Here is a 17,888-nt window from a genome sequence, read left to right on the forward strand (position 1 = left end):
TAAATATTAAATTTAGAAATGAATAAAAATAAACATTAACATTAATAAAGATAAGTAAGAAATCATTCGTATTATTTAAAGAAGGTTTCTTATCAAACTTATAATTAGATTATACAAGGAGGATTAATATGAACACAAATGTTAATATCGACTGGAGCAAATTAGGTTTTGCTTATTCGAAAACAGATCTACGTTATATTTCAATATGGGAAAATGGTAAATGGGATGACGGAAAACTAATTGAAGACAACAATCTTTCTATAAGTGAAGCTTCTACATCACTCCATTACGGTCAACAATGTTTTGAGGGTTTAAAAGCTTATCGCACAAAAGACGGTAGCATTCAATTATTTAGACCTACTGAAAATGCAAAGCGTTTGAAGAACAGTTGCTCACGTGTTCTAATACCTGAGATTTCAACTGAAAAATTTATTGATGCATGTTTGCAAGTTGTTAAAGCAAATGAAGCTTATGTTGCACCATACGGAACTGGGGCAACACTTTATCTAAGACCTTATGTAATAGGTATTGGGGACAACCTTGGAGTAGGTCCAGCTCCTAAATTTTTATTTGGCGTATTCTGCTGCCCTGTAGGTGCTTATTTTAAAGCAGGATTATCACCTGTAAACTTTCTGACATCAGATAAATATGATAGGGCTGCACCATTTGGTACTGGCGACGTAAAGGTTGGAGGAAACTATGCCGCAAGTCTTCTTGCTCATGAACACGCTGCATCAAAAGGTTTTGCAGACTGTATATATCTTGATCCTGCAACTCACACTAAAATTGAAGAAGTTGGTGCCGCAAACTTTTTTGGTATTACAAAGAATAATGTATTTGTAACTCCAAAGTCACCATCAATACTTCCTAGTATAACTAAAAAATCATTAATTTATATTGCAAAAGAGTATTTAAAAATGGAAGTAAAAGAAAGGGATGTTCCAATAGATAATCTTTCTGATTTTAAAGAAACTGGTGCATGTGGAACTGCTGCTGTAATTACACCCATTGGTGGCATTGAGCATAAGGGTAAACTTCATGTTTTCTACAGTGAAACAGAAGTAGGACCAGTTACTAAAAAACTTTATGACACTCTTTACGGAATTCAATTTGGTGATGTTAAAGCACCAGAAGGTTGGATTGTAAAAGTAAAATAAATTAGGTTGTGAAAATAATTTTAAATTTAGATATAACAAAAACAGCTCTGAGACTTACGTTTCGGAGCTGTTTTTATGTTCTACTTTATATACATTTTATTATAATATTCATTAAGCATTCTCTCAACTGAAAACTCGTGACTTGTAGTTTTAATGCTTTGCTTCATCATTTCTACCCACTTTTGTCTATCATCATAATAAGTAGTAATTACTCGGTTTATTAAAGTATCATATAGAGCCTGCGTATCATGTTTGTCTAATTCAGTTTCCGATAAATCATCAAGACCTACCCCATCGCCAAACTGCCACCCATTTACATCATCAATACAAGCCTCTGGCCACCATCCATCTAAAGTTGAGCAGTTCAGTACACCATTCATTGCTGCCTTCATACCTGAAGTTCCACTAGCCTCTAGCGGCCTTCTAGGGTTATTTAACCAGATGTCCGAGCCTCTAGTTAACATTCTTCCTATATTCATATCATAATTTTCGAGAAATACTACACTATTTGGATACTTCCTCATCATTCTTATAAGTTTTGCTACTATTTCTTTCCCTGCATCATCAAGAGGGTGAGCTTTACCCGAGAATACAATTTGAACTTTTCCACTTTTAAGTAGGGGTGAAATAATATCTTCACTCGTAAATATTAGATCACTTCTTTTATATGCTGCAGCTCTCCTTGAGAATCCTATAAGTAATTTGTCAGATGAAAGCTTGGTTCCTGTTCTTTCTCTAATAAACTCTATTAGTTCCTTCTTTACAGTTATGTGAGTTCCCCATAGATCACCATTATTCTCGTAAGCCTTAGTAATACGTTCATCAACCCAAGTTGGTTTATGAATTCCATTGGTTATACCAATAATCTCAGCTCTCCCAGCAACTGTTTTCCACATTTTATTTGCCGTTTTCATATGGAGTTGTGCTACGGCATTAGCCTTTCTTGAAAGCCTAAGTCCTGCTATCGTCATGTTAAATGGCTCTCCACCAATTCTAATCATTTGCTGCCTATTTAGTCCATTAAATGCTCCCATATACTGTAATTTATCAATGTCATGAGATTCATTACCTTCAACTATTGGAGTATGAGTTGTAAATACTACTTCATCCCGAGTTTTATTCCAAGACTGCTCAAAACTATAACCTGATTGCATTTTCTCTTTAATAAGTTCAGTTGCGGCAAGAGCTGCATGTCCTTCATTAAAATGATATACGTCTATTGGAATATTTAAAGCCCTCAAAGCCTTTACTCCTCCAATGCCTAATACTATTTCCTGGGCAATTCTTTCCTCTCCAAACCAACCATACAATTGACCTGTTATCCAGTTATCACTATTTTCAGGTATGTCAGTATCTAAAAGATATAATGGGTTATTCCCAAATTCGTCTAGTTCCCAAACCTTACATACTACATCTATATTTCTAATTTTAACAGTAACTTTTATCCCTGTGTCTTTTAAAAAATCATAACTGTAATTATGATATGTATCATATACTTGTCCATTCTTATCTATAAATTGATCAGTATATCCTTGTTTCCACTTAAGCCCTATTCCTACGAGTGGTAAGTTTAAATCCTTAGCTCCTTTTAAATGATCACCTGCAAGTATTCCAAGCCCACCCGCATAAGTCTTAAAATCTGATTGTAATCCATACTCCATACAAAAATAAGCAACTTTTGGAAGATTATTAATATCCAATATGTCCCCTCCTATATTCTTTTTTAATATAAAACAATTGTATATCAATACAATTTTTCACGTTTATTACAAATTTATCTTTTATAGTTATTATACATAATTTTCTAGAAAAAAACATCACTTTACATAAAAAAAATACTAATAGCAAGCATTCACTAAAAAAACGCTTGCTATTAGTACCAAAATCATTTATTTGAAAGTTAATTACCTTTTAAATTTTGTCCATTATTTTTAAAAGTCCAAAAATAATGGCCTGTGGTGAAGGAGGGCATCCTGGAATTATCAAATCTACAGGTAAAATATCTTTTAACACTCCATAAACTCCGTCACCATCTTTAAACATTCCGCCATTATATGCACAGCTTCCAACAGCAATAACTATTTTAGGATCAGCCATTGCATTGTAGGTCTTTTCTAATGCTTCTTTCATGTTTATAGTAACAACGCCAGTCACCACTAGTCCATCTGCATGTCTAGGAGATGGTGATACATTAATTCCAAATCTTGAAATATCATAAAAAGTGTTTGAAATTGCATTAAGTTCCGACATACATGCATTACAAGATCCAGTATCTACAACTCTTAGTACAAGTGATCTCTTAAAGGTTTTATATATTTTTTCCCTAAGTTTATCACCTGCAAGTTGAAGCTGCGCCATTTTATACTCAGATGTCATCTTAAGTACAGCACTCGGACAAATATCAACGCAATTTCTACAATACAAACATTTTTTATTATCTATAGTTACTAAATGTTCACCATTTTTAATAGTATTAATCTTTATAGCATTTACAACACATACACTTTCACATTTACCACAATTATTACATGAATTCTCTTTAGCAACTACTTTTCCATAAGAGAATTCATTGTCTTTTAGGGGCTCCTTTATTGTTTCCGTTCCATATTTTATTCTATCAAATATATTATTCATTTTAATACTCCCTACCTATCGTTCTCAGAATACGACATATTAAAGCTTTTATTAATAAGCGGAAAATCTGGAATTATCTCTCCAAGAACTGCTTCACTAAGACCTGTCCAATTAGTAAATGAAGGTGTTTTAAAATAAATTCTATCAAATTTATTGTTTTCTCCTGTTAAGCCATAGACTACTAGTTCTCCCTTTACTGTTTCAACTGAAGCTATCGCCTCTAACCCCTCTTTTAAACAAACTTCTTTTTTATCCCTATTGATATCAGTCTTTATATACGTCAGTGAATTCTCTATAAAATTAAAAGCATCCTTAAGCTCGCGAGCTTTTAATTTATATCTTTCAAATACTCCACCTTTTATTTCTGTATTTATATCTTTTTTTATTTTCCCATATATCTCATATGGAAATTTCACTCTAACATCATACTTTAAATTACATGCCCTTGCTACAACACCTGTCATACATAACTTTTTAGCCATATCGCGACTTACCATTCCTGAATCTTCTACCCTATCTAAAAATGAAACTGAATTCATACTCATTTTAATTATGCTAATAACCCGAGATTTAAGGCTTTTTAGTGTCTCTAAAATATCTTTTCTTTTTTCTTCATTAAAATCTATATTTATTCCAAGTGGGACTATTACATTTCGCATATACCTACTTCCACTTACTCTTTCACATAGCTGATGTATAATTTCCGAGAAATAACCAAATTTTTTAGCTACATAACTATAGCCTATATCATTCCCTACCCCACCTAAATCATCCATATAATTATACATTCGCTCAAGTTCTAAAAGAACAACTCTAAACGCCTTAATCTCGACGCTAACTTCGACTTTTAAAAGTTTTTCTACAAGAATAGCATATACTTCCCCATAAGCAACGCTCGATTCTCCTGACACTCGTTCAAACATAAGATTTAATATATTTGCATCTATATCAGTGCATTGCTTTTCAATTCCCCTATATTTATACCTAAGCCTTATCTCAAGGTTTTCTATTGGTTCACCCATAACACTAAATCTAAAATGTCCAGGTTCAATTATTCCTGCATGTACAGGTCCCACTGCAACTTGGTATGCACCAGTACCTGAAACTTTTTTAACCTTATAATCATAATCATTATTAATTTCTCTTTGAAACAATTTGCTTTGATAAATTATATTACTAAGATCAATTGGTTTATCTTTTGTAACATAACTACATATAACATAATATCCTTGCTTACTATTTGAAAACACGCAATTTATTGTAGTTTCATTTTCTCCCAGTAAAGTTTCTTTTCCTACAACAGAAAATTCACAAATATAATTAAATTTATACAAATCAACACAAATAAGCGCAATCTTCCTAATTTGGTCTTTTTTTATTCTAACGTATAACTCGTTATTATTTTTAACTTCATATCTTAAATCAAAATTCAATTCCTGTAGACTGTTTATAGTATCTTCTATTTTCATATTTTCACTTCCTAATCACAAATAATTGAAACAGCATTATTTATCATATTTGACAAATAACCATTCATGCATAAACTTATTACTATAATTGAAACAAAACATAAAACAAGTGGTAATGTATTTTCTTTATCCTCTACCATCTTAACATATTTAACGCCAGGTTCAGTATTGAAAACTATCTTAATAAATACCCGTAAAAACCCCGAAAAAACTAATAATAAACATAAAGTATATACCGCAGTTACAACATAATTTCCAGTTTCAACAGTTCCTACAATTATATAAAACTCACTGAAAAAAGCTGGGAATGGAGGTGCACCTGTTATAATTAGCATTCCTAAGATAAGAAATACAGCATTTATAGGCATCGTTTTTATTAAGGAATTTATTTTATCTATACGTTTTGTCTTGTATACATTTAGTATATTACCTGCAGTTAAAAATAACATAGATTTCCCAAAAGCATGTACTAATGAATGAAGTATTGCACCAAAGACTGCAATTTTACTTCCAATTCCAAATCCTAATGCTATGATTCCCATGTTCTCAACTGATGAAAATGCAAGTAATCTTTTATAATTAAGTTGTCTTAAAATACTAAATGATGAAATCACTAAGGATACACAGCCAAAAACAATAAACAACCATTTTGTGTTTTGTAATCCTGGTATGTGTTTAGTTATAATGTAGAATCTTAAAATAACGTACAGTGCAAGGTTTAAAAGAACCCCTGACATCATTGCACTAACAGGTGATGGTGCTTCACTATGAGCATCTGGAAGCCACGTATGCATAGGTGCGAGTCCTGCTTTAGTACCTAGTCCTACAAATATTAATGTAAAAGCTATTTTAATAGCATAAGTGCTTTGAGGATTTTGATTATTTACAAGATGGGACCATTTTAATATTTGGTCAGTATCTTGATTACTATAAGCATTAACAAAAATAAGTATACCAATTAACCCAATACCTATTCCAATTGAACAAATGATAATATATTTCCAAGCAGATTCTAAGGAATTTTTATTAATGTTAAATCCAATTAGAAATGCAGTTGTAAGTGTTGTTCCTTCAAGGCCTATCCACATCGCTACAATATTATTAGTTAATGCGATAAACATCATAAAAAACACAAAAAAATTAAATAAGAAATAATAAAATTTGCTTCTTCTAAGAGTAATTGTTTTCTCATTTACCTCACCTTGAATATAACTAAATGAGTAAATACTCACAATTAAATTTATACTAGCTATAATTAAAAGCTGAATAATGCTTAAACTATCAATATAAAAGAATTCATTAAAATAACTAAGAGAATGACCTCCCGAAACAAGAGTAATAATTTTGAGTGCAATACCTAAAACTAACACAGCTCCAAATATTGTAATAAATCCAGTAGTTTTCACGTTTTTAAAGATTAAAGGTGTTACTATTAAAATCAAGAACAAAATACCAAGTACTATAATATACATTATTTCACCAACTATTCTTTTAGATTTTCAAAAAAGTCTGTATTTATTGAATCAAAAGTTCTATTAATATGGAAAATCATTATCCCCATAATAAGTGCAAGCATTAATGTTTCAAAAACTATACCTGCCTCAATTACAAGTGACATCTTAGATAATGAAGTTTCAAAGAGTACAATGCCATTTTCAAATATTAAGAATCCTATCATTTGTGTAATAGCTTTTTTTCTTGCTACCATAAGTAAAACACCTATAATGAATAGGGCAATCCCAGTCTTTAAAAAATTATCTTGACTCTTGTTTAAAAGACCAAAAGCTATCATTATCCCAAGTCCTGTTATAAGATAAGAAACAAACGCATTTACTATTAATTCCATTTCTCTTTTTATTTTTAATTTTTTAACAGATTTATTAATTATTATCGGTATTATAATAACTTTAGTTACTATGGTTAAAATCCCTAATATGTAATAATCCACCTTTCCTGTCTCATATCCAAGCTTTAAAACTATTAAACCTATAGCTGCAGATTGGAATATAAATCCTGCTGTGATTAATTTTATTCGTCTAACTCCAGACATAAAAATGCTGGATATTAATATAATTGTAAGTAAGGCCTGTATCATAATCTTTCTCCTTATAAAATATAGATTAAAGTAATTGCCACAATGCCTAGAGATATCATAGCTGGGAACAGTTCTGCTCCTCTAAAAAGCCTAGATTTTGCAAAAGTTGTCTCTATTATGGCAATTCCTAGTAAACAAAATAAAAGTTTAACTATAAAGCTCACAAGACCTATCATCAATGCTGAAATAGTAAATGTTGTGGCAATTCCAATAGGAATAAAACAATTAATTAAAACAATCAAATATACGATTAACTTAATATATGAGGATAGTTCAACATATGCTAAATCGCTACCTGATAAATCCAAAATCATTGCCTCATGCATCATTGTAAGCTCTAAATGTGTTTCTGGATTATCAAAAGGTATTCTAGCATTTTCAGCAAGTATAGCAATTACAAAAGTTACCATAGCTATAAGATGTGCAGTATCATAGTGTAAAATTTCACTATTAATAAATGAAATATGAAAAATATTGAAATCATTAGTTTCAATATATAAAAAAATTATAAGAAAAAATATTATAGGTTCCGACATCATCGAAATAAAAGATTCACGACTAGATCCCATTCCACCAAAAGTACTTGAACTATCTAGTCCAATTAATACAGTAAACATTTTTACTATTCCAAATGCGAACATAAGAATAAACATGTCACCAATACTTTGTTTCATACTCGTATAAAAAACAGGAATAAAAAAAACTGTTGTTATAGTACTTGAGAGTATAACTATTGGACCAATAGATGTTATAAACGAACCTCTATTTGATATTATTCTTCCTTTTTTTAATAATTTACTTAAATCATAATACGGTTGAAGAATAGATGATCCAATAGAGCCCCTAAGAGTAGTCTTCATCTTTTTCAAAACTCCTATAAATAATGGTGATAATACTACTATTAATAAACTCTGAATAAAATAAATTAAATAATATTTCAAATGATTTCCTCCCTACACAAATTTTAAAACTAAAACAAGTGCAATTATTATCGATATAAATATATATAAAATGTGTAATTGAATCTTTCCATAATTAATTTTTAATATTTTTGTTGTTAATAAATTAACTACTTTTAAAATCGGTTTATATAAATAATCTTCTACAATGTCACTAGTGGTTTGACTTATATGAATGTTTTGTTTATAGCTAACTTTCTTGTTGTAATTTGCAATAGTTCCAAAAATTTTAGCAGCAGGCTGAACAAATCCATTTCCAGTATACTGAATATATGGTTCATCCCTTGAGTATCCACAAGCCCAAGTATCACCAATTTCTTGTTTTTTGTTTAATGAATTTAATTTATTAAACATATATACAATAAATGTAATGCATATTAATATTGCTGTGAATACTATTATCTCAGTCTCATTTTTAAAATTAGGACCTTTCTCACTTATTCCCATTAAATTATTGGTAAAATAAGATATTTTATTTATTATATATGGTGAAAACACTCCGGTAACTATTGTGAGCATAGCAAGTAACCCCTGCCCAATATCCATCGACAATGGAATATTCTTTACATGTTCCGCTTTATTAGTTCTTGGTTTACCAAGAAAAGTAATACCAAAAGATTTCACAGTTGCATAAAAAGCTGCTCCACTTGTTAATGCTACAATAATGCCAGAGATAAATATTAATATTATAATCCATATATTACTTACTTTAGTTATTGCCTCAATGAAACTTCTGAGTATAAGAATCTCACTTGCAAAACCATTAAAAGGTGGCACTGCGGAAATTGCACAAGTCCCAATAAATGTACAAATTGCAGTAAATTTCATTTTTTTATTGAGTCCACCAAGCTCATTCATATTTTTAGTACCTGTAGCATACAATACACTTCCTGCATTTAAAAATAAAAGACTCTTGAAAATTGCATGACATAAACAGTGAAGTAATGCTGCTGTTAAAGCAAGTGATGCTAACATTTTCAAATTATAATTTATAAGTATCATTGATATTCCAAGAGCCGCGAAAATAAGTCCTACATTTTCAGCACTAGAATATGCCAATAATTTTTTTATGTTATTTTGTAGTAAAGCATTTAGGATTGAAAATATTGCAGTAATAGTCCCAACTATAAGTACTATAACTCCACAATTTAATGGTGTATTTTTCAAGAAAATAAATATTATTCTTATAAATCCATATAAAGCAACCTTTAGCATTACTCCTGACATCAAAGCCGAAACATTAGATGGGGCTGTTGGATGTGCTTTGGGAAGCCATGCATGAAGTGGAACAATACCCATTTTGGCACCAAATCCAAACAAAGCAAGTATGAATATAATATACTTTTGTTTTGATGAAAAATTCATAGAAACTTTTATAATTTCATTAAAATCGAAACTACCAGTATATTTATATAAGAAAGCAAACATTATCATTAAAAACAGTCCGCTTATATGTGTCATAACGAAATAAAATATTCCTGCTTTCAAATTTTCCTTATGCATATATTCATAAATCACTAGGAAAAACGACGATATAGACATAAGCTCCCAAAAAATGAGAAAACTTATAGAATTATTTGAAACTACAACCCCTATCATTGAAGCAACAAATAAAACTATTAAGACTAACATATAATTTGCTGAATAATGTTTCTTATATTCCGTTATGTAGCCCTTTGTGTAAATTGCCACAGGTATAAATATTAATACTATAATAAATACGAAATATGCCGAAAGCCAATCTTTTTGAAAATTAATTAATGGTAACACGTGTTATCAACTCCTAGTTAAATTTAGTTATCATTCGAATGTTGGAATGTGACACTTTATTATAGCTTACTTTGCGTATGTTAACAACTAACTATAAATCATTGTTCGTGTAAAATTCCAGCTATATCTCCTATAATCCACTTTTTTACGTCAAAATCGGCTAAATTAATAATTAAAATAGTCTTTATTACACACCATTAATCATTATTTTTTTCTTTTATTCTATGTAGCTTAATATTATAAGGAGTTGTTTTAATATGCATTATCAATCAAAATGTAAACCTATAAAGCACATAAGAAAACTAATATTTTTAATTGTTATTTTAAGTGTATTTATTTGGATAATAATGATTTATTTCATGTTAAACAATATTAAAAATAATAAAGCTATAAACTCTACTGTCATTTCAGAACGGTTATCAAAAATTTCAGAATTATCAACTGTGAAATATAACTATTCTAATATATTAGCTTTAAAAAATAGTGTAAAATTTAAAGACTACTCCATTCCATTTACCGAAAAATCATTTTTACTAAAATATAGTGGCTATATTAAAGCTGGAGTAGATTTAAAAAATGTAAATATTATTATTAATAAAAAGAGAATTACTATAACTTTAAAAAAAGCTAAAATTCTTGATAACTCAATAAATAATGATGATCTATCAGTTTATAATGAAAAATCATCAATGTTTAACAAACTTAGTATGCAAGATATGGTAGATGAAATTAATGTTGATAAAAGTAAGGTTGAAGTCAATCTGCTAAAAACAAACTTTCTAGATGGAGCCAATACTAATGCCAAATCACTTTTAGAAGGTATTTTATTAAATATGGGGTTTGAAAAAGTAACAATAATTTTAAAATAATTCATAAAAAAAATAATCTTAAACTTATAAATTAAACAAGTTTTAAGATTATTTTTTTTACTGATTTATTATCTTAGAAGCCTCCAGAAGAACCTCCACCGCTTGATGAGCCACCACCAAATCCTCCAGATCCGCCACCAGAGCCTCCGAAACCTCCGCCATTTCCACCACCACGTCTACCAATTGAACTCCAAAATAATAAAGTCAACAAGAATTTAGTTATTCTTCCTCTATTAAAAATAAAATCTAGAAAAACAAACCCTATAAACCCTATTACTAAAATTCCACTTCCTTTACTTGATGCATTAGAACTTTTTTCATTTTGAGTAACTTGAGATACATTAACATTCTTCTCTAATTTAACATTATATTCTTTAGCTATATTATCTGCTAGAGATGAATATGCCGCTCTCAGTCCTTCTCCATACTGTTTTTGTTTGAATTTTGGAACAGCAAGTTCGTTCATCACTCTTGATGAATATATGTCTGTAACAGCACCTTCTAGTCCTGTACCTACTTCTACTCTCCACTGTTTTTCTTTCATTGACAATAAAATTAATAAACCATTGTTTTTACCCTTTTGTCCTATTCCCCAGCTTCTAAACATACCATTAGCATAAGATTCTATAGTCTCTCCCTGCAAAGAATCCACAACCACAACAGTAGCCTGTGCTCCTGTTTTAGCCTCTAATTCCTTGCCTACTGATAAAATGTACTGTGCAGAGTTATTGTCTATTACCTTAGCGTAATCATTAACATATTTTAATTCTGTAGCTTTAGGAAATTTAGGCTCTGCATTCACCGAATTTATGGCTAATATTGGGCTTAGTATAAACGTACTTATCATTAGTGCTAAAACAACGCTTATCCTTATTTTTCTATTTTTTAGAGCACATTTAAATTTTATATTTGGCAAATTATGAATATCCCTAATTAATTTGATTAAATAAGTTTTCATATTCTATCTCCTACTTAGTAAAATCAACTTTTGGTACTACTTTAGCCGATTCGCTAGCTTTATAGTATGGTTTGTCAGTAAATCCGAAGATTCCTGCAATTATTGAATTAGGGAATTTTTTAATTGTAGTATTATAATTATCAACACTTGTATTATAATCCAACCTTGATATTCCCACTCTGTTTTCTGTACCTTCAAGTGCTACTGATAAGTCTCTAAAATTCTGACTAGATTTTAAGTCAGGATAGTTTTCTACAATTACTAAAAGCCTTGAAACTGCACTTCCAAGTTGGCTGTCTGCTTGTGCTTTGTCTGGTATCGTCTTTGCACCTGCAAGTTTAGCTCTTGCATCTGCAATTTTTATAAATATATCTTTTTCTTGAGTTGCATAGCCCTTAACCGTTTGAACTAAATTAGGTATTAAATCAGACCTTCTTTGCAATTGTGTATCTATGTTTCCTTCTGCAACCTTTACTTTTTGATTTAAGCTTACCATCTTGTTGTACCCACCAATGATAGGCATTGCAATCACAAGAAATATTGCTGCGACTATTGCAACTGTTCTTAACGTTTTACTCATTTATATACCACCTTTCTATTTCTTAGAGTATGTAATTATTGATTTAAACTTATCTTTATTTAATATTTTATGAATTTGTTAAGAGTACTATACTAATTTGCTGTTTATTCTTTAAAATTATGTATTTTTCTAAAAACATATTTTATTATATGTTAATTTACAAGTGCTTTTTCTTCAATAATAGCAAAAGATTTATTTACATACTCTTCAGTTTTATAATTTCCTAATCTATTATTCATTCTAATTAAAAGACAATTTAGTTTTACAACATCATTAAAACTTATCTCTTTTAACTCCTCAAATATTCTCATAGTTTTCTGGTTTTTAATATAATCTCTCATTATCAATCTTTCACCTATTTCTGATATAGTTAAATAATGGGCATTTTTTATTAAAGCTTTTTCTTTATAAATATAATACTTACTATTTAAATTTTTTACAATTACATGAACTGTAGAAGGCGACCAAAAACTAATTTCACTTAATTCACTGGATGTAATACCTGGGAATGCCGCAATTATCCATAAAGCTCTCAGTTGAGCATGCGTTATATTAAATTCTTTAAGCGGTGCGCTGTGATTGCTTTTAATAGTTAATATAAATGTTCTTAAAAGATTATATAAAATAATCGTCTTTTTTATAATACTGACTGTATTTGTATCATAATCCCTTATATCAATCTTCAAATTTATTTCATTAATTCTCTTAATATACTCAAAGATAAATTCTTTCTTTTCTCTTATTATAATCTGAGTAAATATATTTATTATAAAATCTAATTCTTTATGTGAAAACAATCCTATAAGTTCAAATAAATAAATTTTTTTCTTCTTCTTGTTTTGTTTGTTTATATTAATAAACCAATTACCCATTTCTGTTAACTGAAATTTATAGACCTTTTTATTGATAGTTTCTTCTTTAAATATTAATTCCTTATTGATTAAAATTTTAATCATATTACTGACTGTAGGCGAACTCCAACAACCTATCCTCGCAACGTTACTAAGTGAAATTCCTGGGAAAACCTTGATAATCCAAAGAATTCTAAGCTGTGGCAATGTAATTCCCGAAGTTTCTACCGTCCTCGCATAATTAGACTCAATTTTTAAGAAAGCATATCTAGCTTGATTATATAACGAATGTATCTTAAACAAATACTCATTTTGTTCCATAAAATGTCCCCTTATATGTTAGTTCAAATTTATATTAATTGCTACCTTCATAAGCCTTTATATCATAAAACATTGTATCAAAAATATTATTGCAAATCAACAAAATGATTTTAACTTATTCCATATCATATTCATTACATCATTGTTAAACAGATAATTTATAAACACTATTTTTACAATATAATTATGTAAGTTAATCCTCACTTAAAAGAAAAATATTTGGTTTTAGTATTACAATAACATATAATGTTATTATGCTGTAATCGTAACCTTATTATTATATGTACTATGGCCATAAAATTATAAAGGAGAGTCAAAAATGATATTTTCTAGTGATACATCTGTTGAAACTTTAGAAGAAGATTTAAGATATCTTAAATTACTATCTAGCAAGTATCCTACAATTTCAGATGCCTGTACAGAAATTATAAATCTTCAGGCTATTTTAAATCTGCCAAAAGGAACTGAACATTTTCTTTCAGACATTCACGGCGAATATGAGTCTTTTTCTCATGTCCTTAGGAATGCTTCCGGCGTAATTAAAAGAAAGATAAACGATATTTTCGGCAATTCACTAAGAGAATGTGAAAAAAAAGAACTAGCAACAATTATATACTATCCTGAACAAAAATTAGAAATATCGCTTAAAGAAGAAGCGGACATAGACGATTGGTACAAAATTACTCTTTATAAACTTATTGAGTTTTGTAGAATCATTTCCTCTAAATATACTAGATCTAAAGTAAGGAAAGCACTACCTCCAGATTTCTCGTACATTATTGAGGAATTGCTTCATGAACAACAAAGCACCTTTAATAAACAAGAATACTATAACGGAATAATTGAAACCATAATTAAAATTGGTAGAGCCCGCGAATTTATAATTGCAATATCAAACCTAATACAAAGACTTACTATAGACAGGCTCCATATAATTGGAGATATTTATGATAGAGGACCTGGAGCCCATATAATCTTAGATACTCTTATGCACTACCATTCTATTGATATTCAGTGGGGTAACCATGATATACTTTGGATGGGCGCTGCCGCTGGCTGTGAGAGTTGCATTGCTAATGTTCTTCGTATTTCAACAAGATATGCAAATTTAGATACAGTGGAAGAAGGTTATGGTATTAACTTATTGCCACTCGCGACATTTGCTTTAGACTTTTATAATGATGATCCATGTAACTCCTTTAAACCTAAAGTTTTTTCTGAGAATAATTATAGAGAAAAAGACCTTACTTTAATGTCACGAATGCATAAGGCTATATCTATAATTCAATTCAAACTTGAAGGTGAAATAATAAAAAGACGCCCTCATTATGAGATGCAATCCAGATTACTTCTTGATAAAATTGACTTTGAAAGCGGCACCGTTGATGTTGATGGAAAAAAATATAAACTAAACGATACTAATTTCCCAACTATAGACCCTAAAGATCCTTATAAATTAACTCAAGATGAAAAGGAACTTATTGATAAGCTTAAATCCTCCTTCTTGAATAGTGAAAAACTCCAAGAACATATACGCTTTTTATACACTAAGGGTAGCATGTATCTAAAATATAACTCTAATTTGCTATACCATGGTTGTATTTCTCTAAGCGAGGATGGTAGTTTTAAAAAGATGAAAATAGATAACATAGTTTACAGTGGCAAATCCTATATAGATAGAACTGAACGTTTAGCAAGAGAGGCCTACTTTGGAAAGCCCAATTCAAAATCTAAGCTTTATGCAATGGATAACATATGGTATTTGTGGTGTGGTTGTAATTCTCCTTTATTTGGAAAAGATAAAATGGCTACATTTGAAAGGTATTTTATAGATGATAAAGCTTCACATACTGAAGTTAAAAATTTTTACTATAAATATAGAGATGATGAAACAGTCTGTAATAATATATTAACTGAATTTGAATTAAGTACAACTGATTCGCATATTATAAATGGTCATGTTCCCGTAAAAACTAAGCAAGGCGAGAGCCCTATAAAAGCTAATGGTAAGCTTTTAGTTATCGATGGTGGTTTTTCTAAAGCCTACCAGCCGCAAACAGGCATAGCAGGATATACTCTTATATATAATTCATATGGATTACTTTTGGCATCACATGCTCCTTTTGAGTCTACCCAAAAGGCCATTGAAGAAGGCAAAGATATTATTTCTTCCACTATAGTTCTAGAAAAATCTACGAATCGTATTCGTGTAATAGATACAGATGTAGGTCTTGAAATAAAAGATCAAATTAAAGATTTAGAGAGACTTCTTACAGCCTATAGAAAAGGTCTTATAAAAGAACAGCGGTAACACTGATAATATCTAAAATCAAAGCCACTTGCCGTTAATCGGCAACCATCTAAAATCAAAGCCACTTGCCGTTAATCGGCAACCATCTAAAATCAAAGCCACTTGCCGTTAATCGGCAAATGGCTTTATTTTTATTAAACCTACAACACAGTATAAGTTATAATTAATTTAATTGGTATATCTATTGTTTCTACTTTCCATCTTGCATGCTTAACAATTGTTGTAATTTCTGAGCTTGCATTGCAGATTGTTCTGCAAATTCCCTAAATGTATTACTTACTTCTTCTTCCGATACCTCTCTTGCAAATGATTGATAATCTCTAGTGTTTTCTTGCGCATCTAATAATTTTTTCATAATTGTGTCTCTTGTATTCATTTCCATTTTATATCACTCCTTCATTAATATTTTCCCACAAAACTTGTTTTTTTATGTATTTTTAAATTTAAATTTGATTAATAATAAAAAAAGTTAGGAATTATATTAATATAATCCCTAACTTTCTATACTGAAAGTGTTAAATTTATCTTTATTATCTTACCATTTCTAGTTAATTGTATTTTAACTACATCTCCGGCTTTATGAGTCGCTTTAATTTTATTTAAATCATCTACAGTTTTAATCTTTTCGCCAGCAAACTCTGTAATTATATCTGCGGCTTTCATACCAGATTTTTCTGCAGAACTAGACTCTTGAATTTGTGATATATATACTCCAACTGGAATATTATATTGCTTAGACATATCTTTAGTAATGTCTCTACAAGTAATTCCTATATTAAGCATTGGTTTAACCAAGGTCTCGATTTTAGGATTAACTGTGTTAATTGGTATTGAAAAACCCAATCCTTCTACACCCTCTTCTCCTATTTTAGCTGTGTTTATTCCTATAACTTGGCCTTTATTATTTACAAGTGGTCCCCCACTATTACCTGGATTAATAGCTGCATCTGTTTGTATAAATCTGAGGTTCTTGTTTTCAATACTTACTTGCCTATTAAGTGCACTCACAATTCCTGTTGTAACAGATCCTAAGAACTCTTTCCCTAGAGGATTTCCTATTGCTACCACCGATTCTCCTACTTGAAGTTCATCTGAATTTCCAAATTCAGCCACACCTGGAACTTTAGTATTATTGGCCAATTTAATTACTGCTATATCAGATGCAGAATCGTAATTAATTACTTCTGCAGAAACTTCTTTTCCATTGCTAAGTGTAACTTTAACATTTTTAACACCACTTATAACATGATAATTTGTTAAAATATATCCATTTTTATTAAATATTATCCCTGTACCTACACCCTCTTGCTCTGATGTCTTCCCAGTAAGATTAGTACCTGCGCTAGTACTTTTTGTAGAAATTGCAACAACTGAAGGGTTTACTTTTTTTACAATCTCAGGGACAGTTAAGTCTTGCGTACTATTACTAGTAATAAGCCTTGCTTTAGCATTACTAGATACCTTTGTACTAGCTACTTTAGGGCTAGTTGTATCATTAGCATTATTCATTAGATTCATTGTAACTATAGCTGAACCCACACCCCCTAGCGTTGAACATATTACACCAATAATTATGTAGGATACTATTCTATTTCTCATTCCACCCTTGTTTTTTTTAAAATTTTTCTCATTTATACTATTAATTTGACTTTCGTAAGTATTTTCGCTGTCATTTATATTCTCATTTGTTGTATCTATCCCATTATTATCCTCTTTCATAATATTTTCCTCCCCCTTTATCTCTGCGAGCAAATATAGATAATTGATTATCGTTTTCTTATTATAAAATATAATTTCATATTCTTATTTCTATTTTAACATATTTGTAATTTTTCAACTTTTATCTTCTATTATATTTTAAAACTCTTATGTTACAATTTGGTGACAAATTTGTTAACAAACTTTTAATAAAAG

At 29.9% G+C, this 17,888-nt stretch carries 15 protein-coding genes; 3 read left to right on the forward strand and 12 right to left on the reverse strand.

Annotated features, from left to right (window positions below; translation table 11 throughout):
- The first annotated feature begins 128 nt into the window (after positions 1 to 128).
- Entirely contained in the window at positions 129 to 1,157 is a 1,029-nt protein-coding gene (locus KPL38_RS04685; RefSeq protein ID WP_216287669.1) for a branched-chain amino acid aminotransferase, read from the forward strand.
- Between the two features lie 80 nt (positions 1,158 to 1,237).
- Here KPL38_RS04685 and glgP read toward each other — a convergent pair whose 3' ends face one another.
- The 7 genes from glgP to KPL38_RS04720 all read right to left on the reverse strand — a co-directional run bounded on the left by glgP (position 1,238) and on the right by KPL38_RS04720 (position 10,084).
- Positions 1,238 to 2,857, reverse strand: coding sequence for an alpha-glucan family phosphorylase (gene glgP, locus KPL38_RS04690; protein ID WP_281419321.1), 1,620 nt, complete (start codon positions 2,855 to 2,857; stop codon positions 1,238 to 1,240).
- A gap of 211 nt (positions 2,858 to 3,068) precedes the next feature.
- Positions 3,069 to 3,791, reverse strand: coding sequence for an NADH-quinone oxidoreductase subunit B family protein (locus KPL38_RS04695; protein WP_216287672.1), 723 nt, complete (start codon positions 3,789 to 3,791; stop codon positions 3,069 to 3,071).
- An 11-nt stretch (positions 3,792 to 3,802) separates the two neighbouring features.
- Positions 3,803 to 5,260 (reverse strand): hydrogenase large subunit, encoded by a 1,458-nt coding sequence (locus KPL38_RS04700; protein ID WP_216287674.1) that lies wholly within the window; start codon positions 5,258 to 5,260, stop codon positions 3,803 to 3,805.
- Between the two features lie 11 nt (positions 5,261 to 5,271).
- A complete protein-coding gene (locus KPL38_RS04705) occupies positions 5,272 to 6,732 on the reverse strand; it encodes a proton-conducting transporter transmembrane domain-containing protein (protein WP_216287677.1) in 1,461 nt (486 codons plus the stop codon).
- A gap of 11 nt (positions 6,733 to 6,743) precedes the next feature.
- Positions 6,744 to 7,355 (reverse strand): hydrogenase, encoded by a 612-nt coding sequence (locus tag KPL38_RS04710; RefSeq protein ID WP_216287678.1) that lies wholly within the window; start codon positions 7,353 to 7,355, stop codon positions 6,744 to 6,746.
- A gap of 11 nt (positions 7,356 to 7,366) precedes the next feature.
- On the reverse strand, positions 7,367 to 8,296 hold the full coding sequence (locus KPL38_RS04715) for a respiratory chain complex I subunit 1 family protein (RefSeq protein WP_216287680.1): 930 nt from the start codon (positions 8,294 to 8,296) through the stop codon (positions 7,367 to 7,369).
- Between the two features lie 12 nt (positions 8,297 to 8,308).
- Positions 8,309 to 10,084: a proton-conducting transporter transmembrane domain-containing protein gene (locus KPL38_RS04720; RefSeq protein ID WP_216287682.1), complete on the reverse strand. Its 1,776-nt coding sequence runs from the start codon at positions 10,082 to 10,084 to the stop codon at positions 8,309 to 8,311.
- Between the two features lie 257 nt (positions 10,085 to 10,341).
- On the opposite strand from KPL38_RS04720, the gene KPL38_RS04725 reads away from it, so the two are divergent.
- Positions 10,342 to 10,953 (forward strand): DUF4230 domain-containing protein, encoded by a 612-nt coding sequence (locus tag KPL38_RS04725; RefSeq protein WP_216287684.1) that lies wholly within the window; start codon positions 10,342 to 10,344, stop codon positions 10,951 to 10,953.
- A 73-nt stretch (positions 10,954 to 11,026) separates the two neighbouring features.
- Here the strand turns inward: KPL38_RS04725 and KPL38_RS04730 are convergent, their stop codons facing one another.
- The 3 genes from KPL38_RS04730 to KPL38_RS04740 all read right to left on the reverse strand — a co-directional run bounded on the left by KPL38_RS04730 (position 11,027) and on the right by KPL38_RS04740 (position 13,663).
- Positions 11,027 to 11,800: a TPM domain-containing protein gene (locus KPL38_RS04730; RefSeq protein WP_246577816.1), complete on the reverse strand. Its 774-nt coding sequence runs from the start codon at positions 11,798 to 11,800 to the stop codon at positions 11,027 to 11,029.
- 121 nt (positions 11,801 to 11,921) lie between these two features.
- Entirely contained in the window at positions 11,922 to 12,491 is a 570-nt protein-coding gene (locus tag KPL38_RS04735) for a LemA family protein (RefSeq protein WP_216287689.1), read from the reverse strand.
- A 152-nt stretch (positions 12,492 to 12,643) separates the two neighbouring features.
- Entirely contained in the window at positions 12,644 to 13,663 is a 1,020-nt protein-coding gene (locus KPL38_RS04740; RefSeq protein WP_216287690.1) for a MarR family transcriptional regulator, read from the reverse strand.
- A gap of 319 nt (positions 13,664 to 13,982) precedes the next feature.
- Between KPL38_RS04740 and KPL38_RS04745 the strand changes: the two genes are divergently transcribed.
- Complete coding sequence (locus tag KPL38_RS04745; protein ID WP_216287692.1) at positions 13,983 to 15,974, forward strand: fructose-1,6-bisphosphatase; 1,992 nt, start codon at positions 13,983 to 13,985, stop codon at positions 15,972 to 15,974.
- A gap of 190 nt (positions 15,975 to 16,164) precedes the next feature.
- Here KPL38_RS04745 and KPL38_RS04750 read toward each other — a convergent pair whose 3' ends face one another.
- Together KPL38_RS04750 and KPL38_RS04755 are read right to left on the reverse strand one after the other, a co-directional pair.
- The gene (locus tag KPL38_RS04750; protein ID WP_216287693.1) at positions 16,165 to 16,356 is read right to left on the reverse strand and encodes a hypothetical protein; all 192 of its coding nucleotides are present in this window, start codon (positions 16,354 to 16,356) and stop codon (positions 16,165 to 16,167) included.
- Positions 16,357 to 16,475: 119 nt separating this feature from the next.
- Positions 16,476 to 17,693 carry a S1C family serine protease gene (locus KPL38_RS04755; protein ID WP_216287694.1) on the reverse strand — a complete coding sequence of 406 codons (1,218 nt, stop codon included), beginning with the start codon at positions 17,691 to 17,693 and terminating at the stop codon, positions 16,476 to 16,478.
- Between the last annotated feature and the right edge of the window lie 195 nt (positions 17,694 to 17,888).

The organism is Clostridium psychrophilum, from assembly GCF_018861705.1.
Taxonomy (GTDB): domain Bacteria; phylum Bacillota; class Clostridia; order Clostridiales; family Clostridiaceae; genus Clostridium_AD; species Clostridium_AD psychrophilum.